Origin of the sequence: Pseudarthrobacter sulfonivorans (assembly GCF_001484605.1) — a bacterium.
GTDB classification, from domain to species: Bacteria; Actinomycetota; Actinomycetes; order Actinomycetales; family Micrococcaceae; genus Arthrobacter; species Arthrobacter sulfonivorans_A.
The window spans coordinates 1,396,922-1,412,659 of record NZ_CP013747.1; the positions used below are offsets into that span (position 1 = coordinate 1,396,922).

Sequence of the window (15,738 nt, forward strand, 5' to 3'; positions counted from 1 at the left end):
ACCGCCCCCACTCAGCCATTTAACGGCCAGGTCCCATTTCGGCCCCGCCCGCGTGCTGACCCACCCGCGTGCTGACCGGACAGCTGGCATCCATGCCGCACCTAGCGCGCGAACCTCAGGGTCACCAGCTGGAACGGGCGCAGCGAAAGCTCCACCGACTGCTCTGCTGCGGCAGTGTTGACGCCCGGCGCGTCGGTTGCGCGCTCCAGCAGGTCCGTGGCCAGGATGGCCGTGACCGGGAAGTTGGCCGTGAGCACACCGGCGGACCGCTGCCCCAGGGACTCATAAAGGCGGACCACAACATCGCCCGATCCGTCTTCGGCAAGCTTGACCGCCTCGATGACCAGGGCCGGGTTGTCCACGAAGAACAGCGGCTCCACGCCGCGGGCGCCCTTCACCAGCCGGGGTGCAAGGTTGGTGCGGTACCCCTCCTCCACGGCGTCGGCGATCCCGGCTCCGGGGCGGATGGTAACGGTCAGTTCCTGGTGGCCCCGGTCCGCCGTCGGGTCCGGGAACTTGGGTGCCCGCAACAGGGAGAGACGCACCGAGGTGGTGGTCCCGCCGTCGGAATCGCGCACGCTCCTGGTGACATCGTGCCCGTAAGTGGCGCCGTTGGAAATCGCGACGCCGTAGCCGGGCTCGGCCACGTGGATCCAGCGGTGCGCGCAGATCTCGAACTTGGCGGCCTCCCACGAGGTGTTGACATGCGTGGGGCGGAAGACATGGCCGAACTGGGTCTCCGAGGCGGAGCGGTCCGCCCTGACGTCCAGCGGAAAGCCCAGCTTGAGCAGTTTCTCGCTCTCCTGCCACTCAACGGTGGTGGTGATGGTGAGGGAGCCGCTTCCGGCATCCAGCGTGATCCGCTGGGTGAGCGGTGACGTGCCGGCGACCCGCTCCACCACCACAACGGCACTGGTTCCGGCGTGCTCCACCCGGATGGCCTGCGCCGCCGTGAGGGCGGTGACGTTGCGGCGGTAGAACTCATCGATGTCCCACGCGTCCCACTCGTTGGGCGTGTCCCGGTGCAGTTCCAGCAGGTTGCCGCGGGCTCCGGGAGCGATGGCTTCCCGTCCCGTGGCGTAGTCGGTGAGGGAGGCAATCAGGCCATCGGCATCCAGGACAGCCCGGATGATGCCGTTGTCCAGCACGTAACCGCCATCCAGAGCGGTTGCCTGAACCGGCTGGCCGGTCGGCGAAAGCTCTGCGGCAGCCAAGGCAGGAACGCCGTTGCGCGTGTGCGGTGCGGCGTTGAGCAGGAACGTCCGCGACCCCTCGCCGAGGAGCACGGCCGCTGCCTGCCCAATGAGGGTTTCGAGGCTGACGCTGATGGCGGCGTAGTTTCGTTCCGCGTCCTGGTGGACCCAGGCGATGGAGCTGCCGGGCAGGATGTCGTGGAACTGCTGCAGCAGCACCAGCCGCCAGAGCCGCTTCAGCTCTGCTGCCGGGTACTCGAAGGAACCGGCGCCGCGGACAGCAGCGGTGGCACACCAGAGTTCGGCCTCGCGGAGCAGGTGTTCGCTGCGCCGGTTGCCGCGTTTGGTCTGGGCCTGGCTGGTGTAGGTGCCGCGGTGGAGTTCCAGGTACATCTCGCCCACCCAGACCGGCAGGGAGGAATACTCGCGCTCCGCCTGCGCGAAGAAACTCTCCGCCGAGCCCACCCTGACCTTGGGCGAGCCTTCGAGGTCGGCGGTGCGGCTGGCGGCAGCCAGCATTTCCCGTGTAGGCCCTCCCCCGCCGTCGCCGTAGCCGAACGGCACGAGCGAGGTGTTCCCGCGCCCGTGGTCGCGGAAGTTCCGCTCGGCGTGCGCCAGTTCGCGTCCGCTGAGCTCGGCGTTGTAAGTGTCAACGGGCGGGAAGTGCGTGAACAGCCGGGTTCCGTCGATGCCCTCCCAGTTGAAGGTATGGTGCGGCATGCGGTTGACCTGGTTCCACGAGATCTTCTGCGTGAGGAACCAGCGGCTGCCCGCCGCCTTGACGATCTGCGGCAGGGCCGCGGAGTAGCCGAAGGAATCCGGGAGCCAGGCTTCGCGGCATTCGACGCCGAACTCGTCGAGGAAGAAGTTCTTGCCCTCAATGAACTGCCGGGCCATCGCCTCGCCGCCGGGCATGTTCGTGTCCGACTCGACCCACATGCCGCCCACCGGAACGAACTGCCCGGCCTTGACCTTCTCCCGGATCCGGCCGAAAAGCTCGGGGTAGAACTCCTTCATCCAGGCCAGCTGCTGGGCTGAGGAGCAGGAGAACACAAAGCCCGGATCCTCATCCATCAGCGCCACCACGTTGGAGAACGTCCGGGCACATTTGCGGATGGTCTCGCGCACCGGCCAGAGCCAGGCGGAATCGATGTGGGCGTGGCCCGTAGCCACCAGCTGGTGGGCGGAAGCGTAGGCGGGCCTGGACAGGGCCTCGGCCAGGGTTGCCCGCCCGGCTGCGGCGGTGCCCGGGACGTCGTCGGGATCCATCTGGTCCATCATGCGCTCCAGCGCGCGGAGGATCTCATGGCGCCGCGGCTGCTCCGGGGGGAGCTCGTGCATCAGCCCGGCGAGGGTCCAGATGTCCTGCTGGAGTTCCCAGACAGTCTGGTTGAGTTCGGCGATGGCGATCCTGCCCAGCCGGTACTGCGGCGCCGTGCCTGCCGTTTCCTTGTCCCCGTAGGGTGTGGCGGCGAAGGTCCAGCCCTGCGCCATGTCCGGGTTGGCGGCCGCTTCAACATAGAAGTCAACGGATATGCCGCTGCCCAGGAGCTTCAGGGGAATGTACTGGTTGCGGGGCGAAATGGCCTTGATGATAGTGCCGTCCGGGCGCCAGGCGATTCCCTCGCACTGGAATCCGGGGGCTTCGTTGATGAAGCCAAGGTCCACCACGATTTCCACCGCGGTGTCCGGCCCCGTGCCCCAGGCCTCCGGGACGTCGCCCTGCAGGCGCAGCCACTTGGTGCCCCACGGCTGGCCCCAGGCAGCACCGTGTTCCTGCGGCGTGAAGTGATTCCGCAGGGCTTCCATCACTGACACAGGCTCGCCGGGCGCATCCCAGCTGCTCAGGTTCAGCGGAACAGTGCGGGCGTAAACAGCGGGAATGATCCGCTCGCGGACAAACCGGTCCAGGCGGACTTCGGTGATCCGGCGGTCGTCATGCAATGTAAACCCTCTTAGGTGCTTGAACTGGAGTACTCGAATCCGGACCAAACGCGTCCAATCGATGGATAAAATCTACCGGCTGGTAGCTCAATAGCCAAGCGTCACCGGAAATGTTCGCCGAAGGTGCTGGCGCCGTTTTATCCCGGCGCGTTCGCGCTTAACTCGGCCGCGTCCTCCCCGGGAACCGGCTCAGGAACCGGCGCGGGAACCTCCGCGGCGGGCAGCGTAATCCTGCCCTGTCCGGCGTAAATATTCAGGCTGGTGCCCCGGCTGAATCCTGCCAGGGTCATGCCGCTGGCCTCCGCCAGTTCCACAGCAAGGCTCGAGGGCGCACTCACCGCCGCCAGTACGGGAATGCCCGCCAACGCTGCCTTCTGGACGAGTTCAAACGATGCGCGGCCCGAGACCTGCAGGACCAGCCCGGTTAGCGGAAGCAACCGCTCCCGCAGGGCCCAGCCCACTACCTTGTCCACGGCGTTGTGGCGCCCCACATCCTCGCGCAGGCACAAAAGCTGCACGCCGCCGTCGTCCGTTATACGGAAGAGGCCCGCGGCGTGCACTCCGCCGGTGACGTCAAAAACGTCCTGCGCTTCGCGGAGCCGCCCGGGCAGGGATGCCAGCACGTGGGCGGGCACGGTCAATGGATCCGCCGCCGGGCTGAAATGGGAGGACTTGCGCACTGCCTCGATCGAGTCCGTGCCGCAGATACCGCAGGAGCTGGACGTGAAGACGTTCCGACCCTTGGCAGGGAGTTCGACGTCGGGCCGCAGCTGGGCTTCCACCACATTGAACGTCTGGACGCCGTCTTCGTCCTCGCCGGCGCAGAACCGCAACGACACCAGCTGCTCCGGAGCCCAGATGATCCCCTCGGACACCAGGAAGCCGGCCACCAGGTCAAAGTCGTCCCCGGGCGTCCGCATGGTCACCGAGAATGACAGTGCACCGATCCGGATTTCCAGCGGCTCTTCGACGGCGAGGACGTCCTCGCGGTGGCGGACCGGGAACTCAAGGGCATTGGGCGAGCCATCCAAAACATACTTGTGCACCTTGCGGCGCTGCGTCACGCGCCCCATCAGCGAACCGCCAGACTGTCTTGAAGGGCCCCGTGGACGTTCCGGACCTGCCGGCTGGCGCTGTTCATAGGTCCATCATTGCACCACTGGCCGGGCTGTGGCGTACGTGGTTCCGCAGCACGGCGCCTACCCCAGCAGGGCACTCCAGTCCACCGGACCGGCGGGCTTCGCAGCGTCCTTGCCAGCTGCCCGGGTGGCCGGCTTAGCGGCGGGCCGGCCCTTGGGCTTGGTACCCGGCTGCGCGGGCGCGGGCACCGGCGGCCCCCACGGCAAAGCGAACGCCGGGACTGGTTCGCCCAGCTGCACGCCATGCGGCGGAACAACCATCACACCGTGCGCCGACGCCAGTCCGCGCATCATCCCGGGACCAGTGTGCTTGGCCGGTGAAGCCATCCCGTACAGAAGCCGGAAGGGCATCAGCCTGGTCCGGCCCGGCTCAGGCTCGATGGTGGTCCCGCACGGGACCTCCTGCACCGGCGGCATGGTGCCGTGGCCCAGCGCCGCCAGCAGCGGTTCGCCCACCGTGGACAGTGCCATCATGGCGGCCAGCGGGTTTCCGGGGAGCCCCAGGACAAAGCGACCGTCGGGGAGCTCGGCCAGGACAGCCGGATGGCCGGGGCGCATGGCGATGCCGTCGATAACCAGCCGCCCGCCCAGTTCCGCCACAGCCCGGCGGAGGTGGTCGGTGTCCGAGACGCCAGTACCGCCGGTGGTGATCACGACGTCGGCAGGCAGCGCGGAGGGGTCCGGCACCTCAGGCGGGAGGTCGGCCAAGCCGTCCAGCCACTCAGCGTAGGAATCGCCGATCCGCTCCTGGCCGCCGTTAATACCGCCGAGCATTTCCACAACGGCCGCGAGCTGCGGACCGAAGGTGTCCCGGACCTGTCCCGGAACCGGCAGCCCCTGGGACACAACTTCGGAGCCGGTCAGCAGTAGTTTGACGACGGGCTTTCCCTGGACGAGCAGGTCATCGTGCCCGGCAAGCGCCGCTACCGCCAGATGGGCCGGGTTCAGCGTTACACCGGCCTTGACCAGCACCTCCCCCGCTGCCGCTTCCTCGCCGGCGCTGCGGATGTGCTGGCCGTTCCCGGGTTCGCCGGGGCGGGCGGTGCCGCCGGTCATCAGGAGCGGCAGGCCGTCGTCGTCCGTTCCAAGCACGGCACTTTCGCTGCGCAGGACCGCTTTGGCGCCTTGCGGGATCAGTCCGCCGGTGACAATGGGGCTGCCCTGGTGGGGTGCCAGCCGCTGGCCGGCTTCCGCAACGATCCACGGACCGCTGCCGTTGACGGCCCATCCGTCCATCGCAGACGACGCGTAGTGCGGCATGTCGTGCAAAGCGGTGATGTCTTCGGCCAGGACCCTGCCCAGCGCCTGGTTAAGGGGAACCCGGCCCGGCGGAATCGGCGTGGCGATGTCAAAGGCGGCCTTGCGCGCCTCGTCCCAGGTGTGGGCAAGGTGCTTTGCCGGGGCTGTCTGCTGCTCGGGATTTTCGGATACGTCGCCGGGGGCGGCGGTCACTGAACGGGAGTCATTCGACGGGGGTCCCGGCGGATTCCGAGTCATAGTCAGCAGCCAGGGTGCGGGCACGGTCCATGGCAGCGGTCATGGCGGCGGCGTTGGTGGCCTGCCCTGCTCCGGCAGCCAGGCCGGCGGCGAAGCCGGCAATAAAGGTGGTGAGCGGGGCGGCGGGGCGGACCACTGAGTGGGCTGCCACGCCGGCCAGCGACAGGATTGTGTTGACGTCGATCTGGACGTCCTCCAGTTCATACGCCTGGAGCAAGGACCTGCACCATTCTTCCAGCGTCTCTTCCTGGCTCTTCACGCTCTGCCTCCCAAATCGTCTGCGGCAGTGTTGCCCCGGAGCCCGGTTATGGGATCCGGACCGGCCACTCCAAGTGCGGCGGCATCGTCCCAGGTGTCCACGTCTGCCGTGGAGCCGGCCGGAACGGCGACAAGCTGCACGTCCAGACTAGCAAGGAGTGCCCTCACCGAACCGTTGATTAAGCGTCCTGTGCTTTCCAGTTCCGCCACGGAACGTTGTAGCGCGGCCGTGCTATAAAAACCGACCAACGGCTGACGGCGGCCATCCTCCGAGACGGCCACCACGCCGTCCGGTCCCAAGCCCGCGGGCGCTCCGGCGGAGGGTCCTCGCGCACGCAAAGTAGCCTTCAGCACCGCCACCGCCTGCCCTACGTTGGGCATGTCGCAGGCCAGCACCAGCGTCAGCCCGGGGCGGCTGCCACCCGCAGCGGCCAGGGCCGCGAGCCCGGCCGCGATGGCGGCCCCCGGTCCGCTAAAGGGGGGTTCTTCGCGGCAGCGGAGAAATCCGGCAGGGATTTCGCCGGCCGGCACCTCCCCGGTGTCCGGACCAACCACGACGGCGGCCCGGGCTCCCCTCGCAGCGGCGGCGGAGCGGCGCAACAGGGAGTCGCCGTCGTACGTCAGACTCTGCTTGGGCACGCCACCGAGCCGCGACGAACGGCCGCCGGCGAGGATGACGGCATCGAAGTCGAGGGGGTCAGCGTCCACCCTCCCAGCTTAACCGCGCGGGCTGGAATACTGCGCCGGGCTGGAACTACCGTGCGGACCGGAACAAGGCGGCCCGCTCAGGCGGCCCGTTCGGGCAGCAGGAACGGATCCCAGGCCGGAGTGGGCTTCTCAAGTTCTTTGATCTGCCAGATAGTGCCATGCGGCGGTTCCGGATCAAACCTCAGCTTCCAGCCCATTTCAGCCGGCGTGTGGTCACCCTTGGTGTTGTTGCACCGGAGGCACGCGGCCACCAGGTTCTCCCAGGAGTCGGCGCCGCCACGTGATTTGGGCTGCACATGGTCGATGGTGTGGGCACCTTTGCCGCAATACGCGCAGCGGTGGCCGTCCCGCCGCAGGACTCCGCGGCGGCTGACTGCGGTGCCCTGGTTGTATCTGGGGCGGATGTAGCGGTTCAGGAGAATCACGGACGGTCGGCCCAGGATCTCCTGCGGTCCCACCACAGGATCATCGCCCTCGGCAATGACACTGGCCTTGCCCGTGAGCACAAGCACCAGCGCCCGGCGGAAGGTGACTACCGCCAGCGGTTCATATCCAGCATTCAGAACGAGAGTGCGCATGCACGTACCTCTTTGTGGCCGCACCCGTCAGGGGCACGAGGGCCGGCTGCCCCCGGCATGTCCGGGCTATGGATCGACACCACAAGAGTAAACAAAGAATCCCGGGATCAGCTAATCGCAGAAGCGGCCGCCGTCACGTGTCGGATTCGTGCACCTCACCGGAGCAGGGCAGCAGGCAGCAGACAGCAAAGGACCCCCGCCGTGTGGCGGGGGTCCCTTGAAGGCTGAATCAGCTGCTAGGACACGCGGATGAAGACCGGTCCCGAGCCAACGTTGGCGCTGAAAACAACGGTCTGGTTGCCGTTGTAGCCGCCGTGCACTGCCTGGCCGTTGCCGGCGTATACGGCAATGTGGGCCATGCCCGCGCCGCCGTCGGCGTAATAGATCAGGTCGCCGGGCTGGGCCTCGGCGGCACTGACGGTCTGACCCAGGGACAGGTACCCCGCGGGCCAGCCGTGGTAGTTGATGCCCACGGCGGCCAGGGCGTTGGTGACCAGCATGGTGCAGTCCTGGCTGACGCCGAGCTGTGCATAGGCTGCCGACAGGATGGCCTGGCCCTTGCCGCTGGCGGAGACCGGCGCCTTCGGAGCGGCCGGAGTTGCCGACGCTACCGTGAGGGTGGCCGCGGCCTTGGCCGGAGCCGGAGCTTCAACAACAGGCGCGGGAGCCTCAACGGGAGCCGGCGTGGTGGTCACTGCGGGCTTCTCGTAGGAGATGGCAATGGTGGAAGCAGCCGAAATGATGGCCGGGGCGGAAACCTCAGCCTCAAGGTTCGAAGCGGACGCAGCTTCACGCTGGACGCCGGTGTCAGCCGCGTTCGCAGCGATACCACTGGTCAGGACAAGGCCGGAAGCAGCAGCGATAACCGCAGCCTGACGGCCCATGCCGCCGGCGTTGTCGCCGACAGCCTTGGCAATGACAGCCAGCGAGTTGGTCTTGGCGACCTCGGCGCGGTGCCGTGCAACAGTTGCACGTGTAGTCATTAATTTTCTCTCTTTCGTTTTCCTCAGGACCGCGTGGGCAGCCTGAGGGCTTTGGACGCGCCGGCATCTTGGGGGTACGCCGGCACGCCCCGAACGGGGATTTAGCGAAAAGGTTCCAGCGAAGAACGGCTCCGGCAGCACGGGGCTGCGGGAACTACTGGATTGCAGGAACTACGGGGCCAGCGTGAAGAAGGATCCGCCGCCCGTGGATGCCACCGAGTGGAGCAGCGTGCCCTGCGACGGGTTCAGTGCGCTGATCATCATGCCGTTGCCGACGTAAATGCCAACGTGGGCGCCGCCATTCTGCATGACCAGGTCACCGGGGACCGGTGTGGCGGTGGGCCGCATGGCCGTCCAGGCATTGGTGCGGGGAATGCTGATGCCGGCCTGGGCGTAGACCCACTGGGTGAAGCCGGAGCAGTCCCAGCCGTTGGGAGTGGTGCCGCCCCAGAGGTAGGGGTGACCGATACCGGTGTAAGCAAGTGCTGCCAGACCCGAAGCGGCAGCGGAGGAGACAGTGTCAGCGAGCTTGGAGGCCGCGGCCTCGGTTGCGGCAGCACGCTGAGCCCCGGTTTCGGAGGCCGTGGACTGCGCACGGACCGTCTCAACCTTCGGCGCCGGCGTCGTCTTGATGACGGGGCGTTCGAAGGAAACGGTAGCCGTGGGCGCGGCAGTTACGGCAAGTGCCGTCTGCGCGGAACCGGACTCGGTAGAGGCGGAAACGCCGGCGGTGGAATCCGCGGCGTTGGCCGGAAGCCCCATGCTCAGGATCAGACCTGATGCAGCTGCGATAACAGCAGCCTGGCGACCTACGGTCCCGGCATTGGCACTGACGGCCTTGGACACGGAGCCCAAGGGGTTAGTGCGGACCGGTTGTGCGCGGTGACGCGCAGAAGTATGGCGTGAAGACACGAAGGTAGCCTCTCCCAATGCCTGCGAGGTGAGCTGTCGGATTCGGATGGGAGTCACCCGGCCGCGCTGCTTCACAGTGGAAGCTTTGCGACTTAACCCCAAGGCCTTCAGAATCGAAGACCAAAATTGGTTCCCCCGCCCCTGCCAGACGATGTCATGCGAACGGACCTTGAGCGGTGGCAGAGCTAGGCAATCCACTCAAGAACGTCAACTTCGGAAAAGTTGACGCGCTTTAGACGTTACAGGAGTTCCGAGCCAATGTCACATTCAGGTCACGGCACGTCGCTGCGATTCGAGAGTTGGCCATCATTTGGGTCAGAGCCAGCCGGTGGGGTCAACGACTTCGCCATTGACCTGGACCTCGAAGTGGAGGTGGCAGCCCGTGGACGCGCCCGTGGTGCCGCTGAGGGCAACAACGTCGCCGCGGCTGACTGTCTGGCCTACCTTGACGCTGGCGGAGGAGAGGTGGTTGTAAGTGGTTTCAAGGCCATTGCCGTGATCCACCACCACGCGGTTGCCGCCGCCGTACTGGTGCCAGCCAACGAAGGTGACGGTACCGCTGGCAGCAGCCAGGACAGAGGTTCCGCACTGTGCCACGAAGTCCTGGCCACGGTGGAAGTCGCCGGAGCCGCCGGTAATCGGGCTGACTCGGAATCCGAAGGGTGAGGCCGTAGCCAGCTGGGCGAGCGGCGAGCCGAGGCTTCCGGCAGAGGCAGCGCGGGTAATGGATCCCGCGGACTGGGCACTCAGGAGCTGCTTCAGTTTGCCGTCGGGATCACCCTGGGTCACCACGGACGAGCGGCTGAAATCAATTTGGGCGGCGGCTTCGGCGGTAACTTCGGGCTGCGGAGCAGCGGAAACGGCCGACGCAGCCTGGCCGGGTGCCGGAGTGGCCATCACGGGGCCGGTCACAGGAACCGTCACGGTGAGAGCCAGGCCTGTTGCTGCCAAGGCGATGCCGGCCTTCTGGCCGAGGCCACTGGCGGCGGCGAAATCCGTCATCTGCCGGAAGGGTCCCCGGCGGCGGCGGGCTTCCCGCTGTGGGTCGCGGGGCCTCTCCGCGCTGAAATCCTCGGCCACTCTGGGCGCCGAGGCGGGACCCACCGCGCGACGGCGGCCCCTCGAGTATTGCGTGGTCAAGAATGTTCCTCTCTGGGTAGCCTGCGAAGTTAGCTGTCGGATTCGGGTCAGAGAGTTCAAAGACCCGGTCCGCCGTGACAAGCACTTGGCGCAGAGATATCCCGTGAGGATCCTTCGCTGGAAGAGGCTTGCTGCTGACGGACTTAACCCCAAGGCAGTCTTACGACTGCCGGTTGTGGTTCCCCCGCCTCTGCCAGTTGGTGACTGATGCACCTGATCCGCTGGCAGAGCTCGGCTCCGGATCAGGTAACGCTTTTGTATCGACGCTGAGTTTCAACTATAGGTGATTAACTTGGACAGTAACAATTCCGTTATCTTTGCGGAACGTTGCGCCGCTGCGCTATGGCACGACCCCACGCGCGGCCCCACGCGGCGGACCGTCTTCCCGTCAGCTGACGGAAACGAAGACGTGGGATGCCACTTCCGGGGGCAACTCGAGCGCCCCTTCGATTCCCGGCACGCGCACGGAAATGTACTCCCCTACGCGCTCCAGGGACACCGTGGCACCGGGCCTGATCCCGCCTTCATCCAGCTGGACCAGCAGCTCAGGTTCCACCTGGATGGGCTCAGCCAGCCGGCTGACTGTCACGTTCGACGCCGGCCCGTAGCCCTGCATCGCATCAAGGAGATTAATCACACCGGCGTCTGGGAGCGCGGGCGCCGGCCCGCCCAGGGCGGCCAGCCCGGGGATGGGGTTGCCGTACGGAGACTCGGTGGGGTGGTTGAGCAGTTCGTAGATGCGCTGCTCTACGCGTTCGCTCATCACATGCTCCCAGCGGCACGCTTCATCGTGGACATAGGCCCAGTCCAGGCCAATCACATCCGCCAGGAGCCGTTCCGCGAGCCTGTGCTTGCGCATCACTTCCGTAGCGCGTTTCCGCCCGGCTTCCGTGAGCTCCAGATGGCGGTCTCCGGAGACTACGACCAGTCCGTCGCGTTCCATCCGGCCGATGGTTTGGGACACCGTGGGTCCGGAATGCCGCAGCCGTTCGGCGATGCGTGCGCGAAGAGCAACGATGTTCTCTTCTTCAAGCTCCAAAATGGTCCGAAGATACATCTCCGTAGTATCGATCAGATCCGTCATCCAGCTCAGCTCCTCGAGCGCAGTACCTTGCGTTGTCCCACCGTATCGCGTCCCGCTCAGCGGCGAGGTCCGCTAAAAAGCTTAGCCTATTTTGAATTTGTCTGGATAATGCCCGGGCGGGGACAAACAGTCTCATTGGCCGGACTATGACGGCCCCGGTTCCCCGCCCAATCGAGGGTTCAGGCAGAATAAAGGAGGTCCTTATGCAGTCACCGCCGACTACCGGCCACCCCACCGCCCGGACGTGAGCCACGTCCATGCCGAAATTGGAGCCCCCGTGAGCGAAACCAGCATCACTATTCCCGCCGACCTCCTGCCAAAGGATGGACGGTTCGGCGCAGGACCCTCCAAGGTCAGGCCGGAGCAGCTCGAAGCGCTCTCAGCGGCGTCCAAGACCATACTGGGCACCTCCCACCGCCAGGCTCCGGTCAAGAACCTCGTGGGCTCCGTCCGTGAAGGCCTCAGCCAGTTCTTCCGCGCCCCCGAAGGCTACGAAGTGGTCCTCGGCGTCGGCGGCTCCACCGCTTTCTGGGACGTCGCCAGCTTCGGCCTGGTGGAAAAGAAGGCCCAGCACCTGTCCTTCGGCGAGTTCGGCTCCAAATTCGCCTCAGCCACCAACAAGGCCCCGTTCCTGGACGCCTCCTCCATCATCAAGTCCGAGCCCGGCACCCGTCCGGTATCGGCCGCCGAGGCTGGCGTGGATGTCTACGCCTGGCCGCAGAACGAAACCTCCACGGGTGTCGCGGCTCCGGTCAAGCGCGTCGCGGGCGCCGACGCCGGTTCCCTGGTCCTGGTGGACGCCACTTCCGCAGCCGGCGGCCTGGACGTGGACGTCTCCGAGGCCGATGTCTACTACTTCGCCCCGCAGAAGAACTTCGCCTCCGACGGCGGCCTGTGGCTGGGTCTCTTCTCCCCCGCCGCGCTGGAACGCGCCGCCCGGGTCAAGGCCAGTGGTCGCTGGATCCCCGATTTCCTGGACCTCCAGACCGCCATCGACAACTCCAAGCTGAACCAGACGTACAACACGCCGTCGCTCTCCACCCTGGTGACCCTCGACGCGCAGGTGCAGTGGCTGAACGCCAACGGCGGCCTGGACTTCGCGTCCGCCCGCACCGCTGACTCCGCCGGCCGGATCTACTCCTGGGCCGAGGCCTCCGAGTACGCCACCCCGTTCGTGGCCAAGGCGGAGGACCGTTCCAACGTCATCGCCACCATCGACTTCGACGACTCGATCGACGCCGCCGCGATCGCCAAGGTGCTCCGCGCCAACGGGATCGTGGACACCGAGCCGTACCGCAAGCTGGGCCGCAACCAGCTCCGGATCGCCACGTTTGTTGCCATCGAGCCAGCTGACGTCTCCGCGCTGCTGGCAAGCATCGACTACGTGGTGGGCGAGCTGCGCAAGTAGCGCACCCGCCCGAACGGACACTTGGGGCCCAGGAACCGGGCCCCAAGTGTCCGTTCGCGCTGTTTTTGTGGTGAGGCCAGTTGTCAGCGTCCGACGGCGTCGTCCGGGTTTTCGTCCCGGGCGGCGCCGTTTGTGTTGTCCCCCTGTTGCTGGACGCCCAGGTGGGAGACGACGCCGAAGTAGCGCAGGCCGCGGGCGCGCCGGTTGAAGGTGAGCCGGAGCCGCTGAGCGCGGATGATCCAGATCATTCCGATCACGGCGGCGATGATCCCGGAGGCGGCCGCAACGGAAAGCGACCACCGGGGGCCGGCGACGTTGGCCACCCATCCCACCAACGGGGCGCCGATGGGTGTGCCGCCCATAAAGATGGCCATGTACAGGGCCATGACCCTGCCCCGCATCACGGGATCGGTGGTGGTCTGGACGTAGCCGTTGGCACTGGTCATCATGGTGATTGCGAACAGGCCCACCGGCACCAGCGCCACGCCGAACCAGAAGTAGTCCGGGGCAAGAGCGGCCAGTCCCGAGGTCACCCCAAAGGCAGCCGCCGCGCCGAAGATCATCCGCAAGCGGGGCTTGCCGCGGCCGGCGGAGAGCAGCGCGCCTGCCACGGAACCGATGGCCATGATGGAATTCATGAGCCCGAACGCGCTGGCGTCCAGCCCGAATTCCGTGCCCACCATCGCGGCGATGAACAGCACGAAGTTAAGGCCGAGTGTTCCCACGATGAACACGGCCACCAGGACCACCACAATGTCCGGCCGGAACCGCACATAGCGCAGCCCCTCCCGGATCCGGCCCTTGCCCGGAGCCGCCCGGGGAAGCTGGCGCAGTGACGCGGCGGGGATCTTCCACAGGCTCAGGAGCATGGCCAGGAACGTGAAGGTGTTGATCAGGAACACCCAGCCGGGACCTACCGCTACGGTGAGGACGCCGGCCACGGCGGGCCCGATCATCCGGGCGACATTGAACGAGGCGCTGTTCAGGGCCACGGCGTTGGGCAGGTAGTCGTCCCGCACCAGTTCAGAAACAAAGGTCTGCCGCACCGGGGCATCGAGGGCGGAGACCATGCCCAGCAGCAGGGCGAAGCTGTAGACGTGCCACAGCTGGCCGGCGCCGAGTACCACGAGGATGCCCAGGCCGGTGCTCAGGAGGGCCATCATTGACTGGGTGATGATGAGCAGCTGCCGGCGGCTGTACCGGTCCGCCACGAGGCCGGCGACCGGCGCCAGGAAGAGCTGCGGCCCCAGCTGCAGCGCCATGGTGATGCCCATGGCCCCGGCGTCGTGATCGGTGAGGTGGTCAAACACCAGCCAGTCCTGGGCCGTCCGCTGCATCCAGGTTCCGATGTTGGAAACCAGCGCGCCGAGGAACCAGATCCGGTAGTTGAGGATGTGCAGGGATTTGAAGGTGGACATCAGTGCCGGCCTTCTTGGTTCTCAACCCTGCGCATTGGCAACTGCTTAGTCAGCCTCGCCGGCGGGGTCGTCGTCTTCGGATTCTTCGGATTCTTCGTCCCGGTCTTCGGACCCGGAAGTGTCAGCCTCGGCCTGCGAAGTGTCCGGCTTCGAAGCGGAAGCCTCCGCAGCGCGTGGCTCCTCTTCCTCTGCCGCCTGTGCGTCCTCGGGGCGGACGCGCTCGGCCCACGGCACCCACTCCGGGGAGAGGGTGGAGTCCTCCGACGGCAGGAGGCCAAGCTCGCTGACCGTGACCACCTTGGAGCGGGAGTTCCTGGTCAGGACCGCGTACCACTGCCAGCCGTGGTAGCCGGCCATTCTTGATTCGAAGAGGTGGGTGACCAGGCGGTCGCCCTCACTTTTGGCAGCCAGGTGCGCACCGATGTCCGACGCCGCCGTGATGCCTTCGAGGGCGGTTCGCGCCTCGCCAACGGCAGTGGCGAGGAAGGCATCCGGCTTTCCGGTACGCCACACGGGCACGCCGGCGCGGCGCTTGGCCTCGGCTTTGGCGCCCGCTTTCTCCGCTGTTGTGGTGTTCGGCTGTTCAGCTTCCGCGTTCATGGCCAAGACCTAAACGTCCAGCTCGTCGGCAACCTTACGCAGGGCAGCCGCGATGGCCTTGCCCTTGTTGCCTTCCGGGTACTTGCCCGCGGACAGGGTTCCGGAGAGGTTGTCCAGCACGCTGACCAGGTCCTGGACCAGCGGTGCGAGGTCCCGGGCGCTGGGCCGCTTGGCCTTGGCGATGGACGGCGTCTTGTCCAGGACGCGCAGGCCCAGGGCCTGTGCACCCTTGCGGCCGTCGGCAACGCCGAACTCAACCCGGGTGCCGGCCTTCAGCTCCGTGATGCCTTCGGGCAGCGATGATTTGGGCAGGAAGACTTCCTGGCCGTCCTCGCCTGCGAGGAATCCGAAACCTTTTTCCTTGTCATACCACTTGACCTTGCCGGTAGGCACGTAATCAACCTTCTTCGTTCTGACGTCTTCTGACACGGCCGGCAGTCACCGCATCCGCACTGATGTGCGGGTTCAGGGTATGACAGCGACGGACCGTGTTGGTCTGTTCTTCAAGGTTATCCTGCCGGGGGCCGGAATCCTGCTTTCATGCACCCTTCGTCCTGCCGCCTGCCTGCGGCTGTGTGCCCGCCGCTCACGGCCGCCTGTGGCGCCACCACCGGCCGCCCGGCTGTTAGCGTTGCCTGCATGACACCCTCGCGATACCGGCGCCCACTGATGATCTGCGCAGCGGTTGTTGCCATGCTTTCCCTCGTGGCGGTGGGAGCCGTCATGGCACTGGCCTTCGCAGGCTCCGCTGCTCCGGCCTGGGTCACTGCCACTGCCCTGTACGGGTTGCCTGTGGCGTTCCTGCTGATGCTTTTCCTGGTGCTGGACAGCGTGGCGGGCCGGCGCCGGGCAGGAAAGTCCGGCGGGCGGTAACGT

The 15,738-nt window shown here is 66.6% G+C and carries 15 protein-coding genes and 2 riboswitches; of the genes, 2 read left to right on the plus strand and 13 right to left on the minus strand.

What is annotated here, in order from left to right; genetic code table 11:
* Nucleotides 1-101: 101 nt before the first annotated feature.
* The 10 genes from AU252_RS06150 to AU252_RS06195 form a co-directional block, all read right to left on the minus strand.
* Nucleotides 102-3,137, minus strand: a complete 3,036-nt coding sequence (locus tag AU252_RS06150) for an alpha-mannosidase (protein WP_058929967.1) — start codon at nt 3,135-3,137, stop codon at nt 102-104.
* Between the two features lie 137 nt (nt 3,138-3,274).
* Nucleotides 3,275-4,210, minus strand: a complete 936-nt coding sequence (gene fdhD, locus AU252_RS06155; protein ID WP_058929968.1) for a formate dehydrogenase accessory sulfurtransferase FdhD — start codon at nt 4,208-4,210, stop codon at nt 3,275-3,277.
* A gap of 126 nt (nt 4,211-4,336) precedes the next feature.
* Nucleotides 4,337-5,773 carry a molybdopterin molybdotransferase MoeA gene (locus AU252_RS06160; protein ID WP_083510288.1) on the minus strand — a complete coding sequence of 479 codons (1,437 nt, stop codon included), beginning with the start codon at nt 5,771-5,773 and terminating at the stop codon, nt 4,337-4,339.
* Entirely contained in the window at nt 5,739-6,032 is a 294-nt protein-coding gene (locus AU252_RS24115; RefSeq protein WP_058929970.1) for a DUF6457 domain-containing protein, read from the minus strand. The genes AU252_RS06160 and AU252_RS24115 overlap by 35 nt, the downstream gene beginning before the upstream one ends.
* Nucleotides 6,029-6,739, minus strand: coding sequence for a molybdenum cofactor guanylyltransferase (mobA, locus tag AU252_RS06170; protein ID WP_058929971.1), 711 nt, complete (start codon nt 6,737-6,739; stop codon nt 6,029-6,031). Before mobA ends, AU252_RS24115 begins: the two co-directional genes overlap by 4 nt.
* A 77-nt stretch (nt 6,740-6,816) precedes the next feature.
* A complete protein-coding gene (locus tag AU252_RS06175; protein ID WP_058929972.1) occupies nt 6,817-7,317 on the minus strand; it encodes an HNH endonuclease in 501 nt (166 codons plus the stop codon).
* A 236-nt stretch (nt 7,318-7,553) separates the two neighbouring features.
* On the minus strand, nt 7,554-8,300 hold the full coding sequence (locus tag AU252_RS06180) for an NlpC/P60 family protein (protein ID WP_058929973.1): 747 nt from the start codon (nt 8,298-8,300) through the stop codon (nt 7,554-7,556).
* A gap of 171 nt (nt 8,301-8,471) precedes the next feature.
* Nucleotides 8,472-9,146 carry a C40 family peptidase gene (locus AU252_RS06185; RefSeq protein ID WP_058932784.1) on the minus strand — a complete coding sequence of 225 codons (675 nt, stop codon included), beginning with the start codon at nt 9,144-9,146 and terminating at the stop codon, nt 8,472-8,474.
* A gap of 70 nt (nt 9,147-9,216) precedes the next feature.
* Nucleotides 9,217-9,379, minus strand: a riboswitch (cyclic di-AMP (ydaO/yuaA leader).
* Between the two features lie 148 nt (nt 9,380-9,527).
* Nucleotides 9,528-10,352 (minus strand): M23 family metallopeptidase, encoded by an 825-nt coding sequence (locus tag AU252_RS06190; RefSeq protein ID WP_058929974.1) that lies wholly within the window; start codon nt 10,350-10,352, stop codon nt 9,528-9,530.
* A 3-nt stretch (nt 10,353-10,355) separates the two neighbouring features.
* A riboswitch (cyclic di-AMP (ydaO/yuaA leader) is annotated at nt 10,356-10,574 on the minus strand.
* A 166-nt stretch (nt 10,575-10,740) separates the two neighbouring features.
* Nucleotides 10,741-11,436: a metal-dependent transcriptional regulator gene (locus AU252_RS06195; RefSeq protein WP_058929975.1), complete on the minus strand. Its 696-nt coding sequence runs from the start codon at nt 11,434-11,436 to the stop codon at nt 10,741-10,743.
* Nucleotides 11,437-11,713: 277 nt separating this feature from the next.
* Here AU252_RS06195 and serC point away from each other — a divergent pair, with 277 nt between their 5' ends.
* A complete protein-coding gene (gene serC / locus AU252_RS06200; protein ID WP_058929976.1) occupies nt 11,714-12,844 on the plus strand; it encodes a phosphoserine transaminase in 1,131 nt (376 codons plus the stop codon).
* 83 nt (nt 12,845-12,927) lie between these two features.
* On the opposite strand, the gene AU252_RS06205 is transcribed toward serC, so the two are convergent.
* The 3 genes from AU252_RS06205 to AU252_RS06215 are packed head-to-tail and all read right to left on the minus strand — an operon-like array spanning nt 12,928 to nt 15,255.
* Nucleotides 12,928-14,262 (minus strand): MFS transporter, encoded by a 1,335-nt coding sequence (locus AU252_RS06205; RefSeq protein WP_058929977.1) that lies wholly within the window; start codon nt 14,260-14,262, stop codon nt 12,928-12,930.
* Nucleotides 14,263-14,307: 45 nt separating this feature from the next.
* Complete coding sequence (locus AU252_RS06210; protein WP_058929978.1) at nt 14,308-14,862, minus strand: DUF3027 domain-containing protein; 555 nt, start codon at nt 14,860-14,862, stop codon at nt 14,308-14,310.
* Between the two features lie 9 nt (nt 14,863-14,871).
* Nucleotides 14,872-15,255 carry a cold-shock protein gene (locus tag AU252_RS06215; protein WP_056347308.1) on the minus strand — a complete coding sequence of 128 codons (384 nt, stop codon included), beginning with the start codon at nt 15,253-15,255 and terminating at the stop codon, nt 14,872-14,874.
* 246 nt (nt 15,256-15,501) lie between these two features.
* Here AU252_RS06215 and AU252_RS06220 point away from each other — a divergent pair, with 246 nt between their 5' ends.
* Entirely contained in the window at nt 15,502-15,735 is a 234-nt protein-coding gene (locus AU252_RS06220; RefSeq protein ID WP_058932785.1) for a hypothetical protein, read from the plus strand.
* The last annotated feature ends 3 nt before the right edge of the window (nt 15,736-15,738 follow it).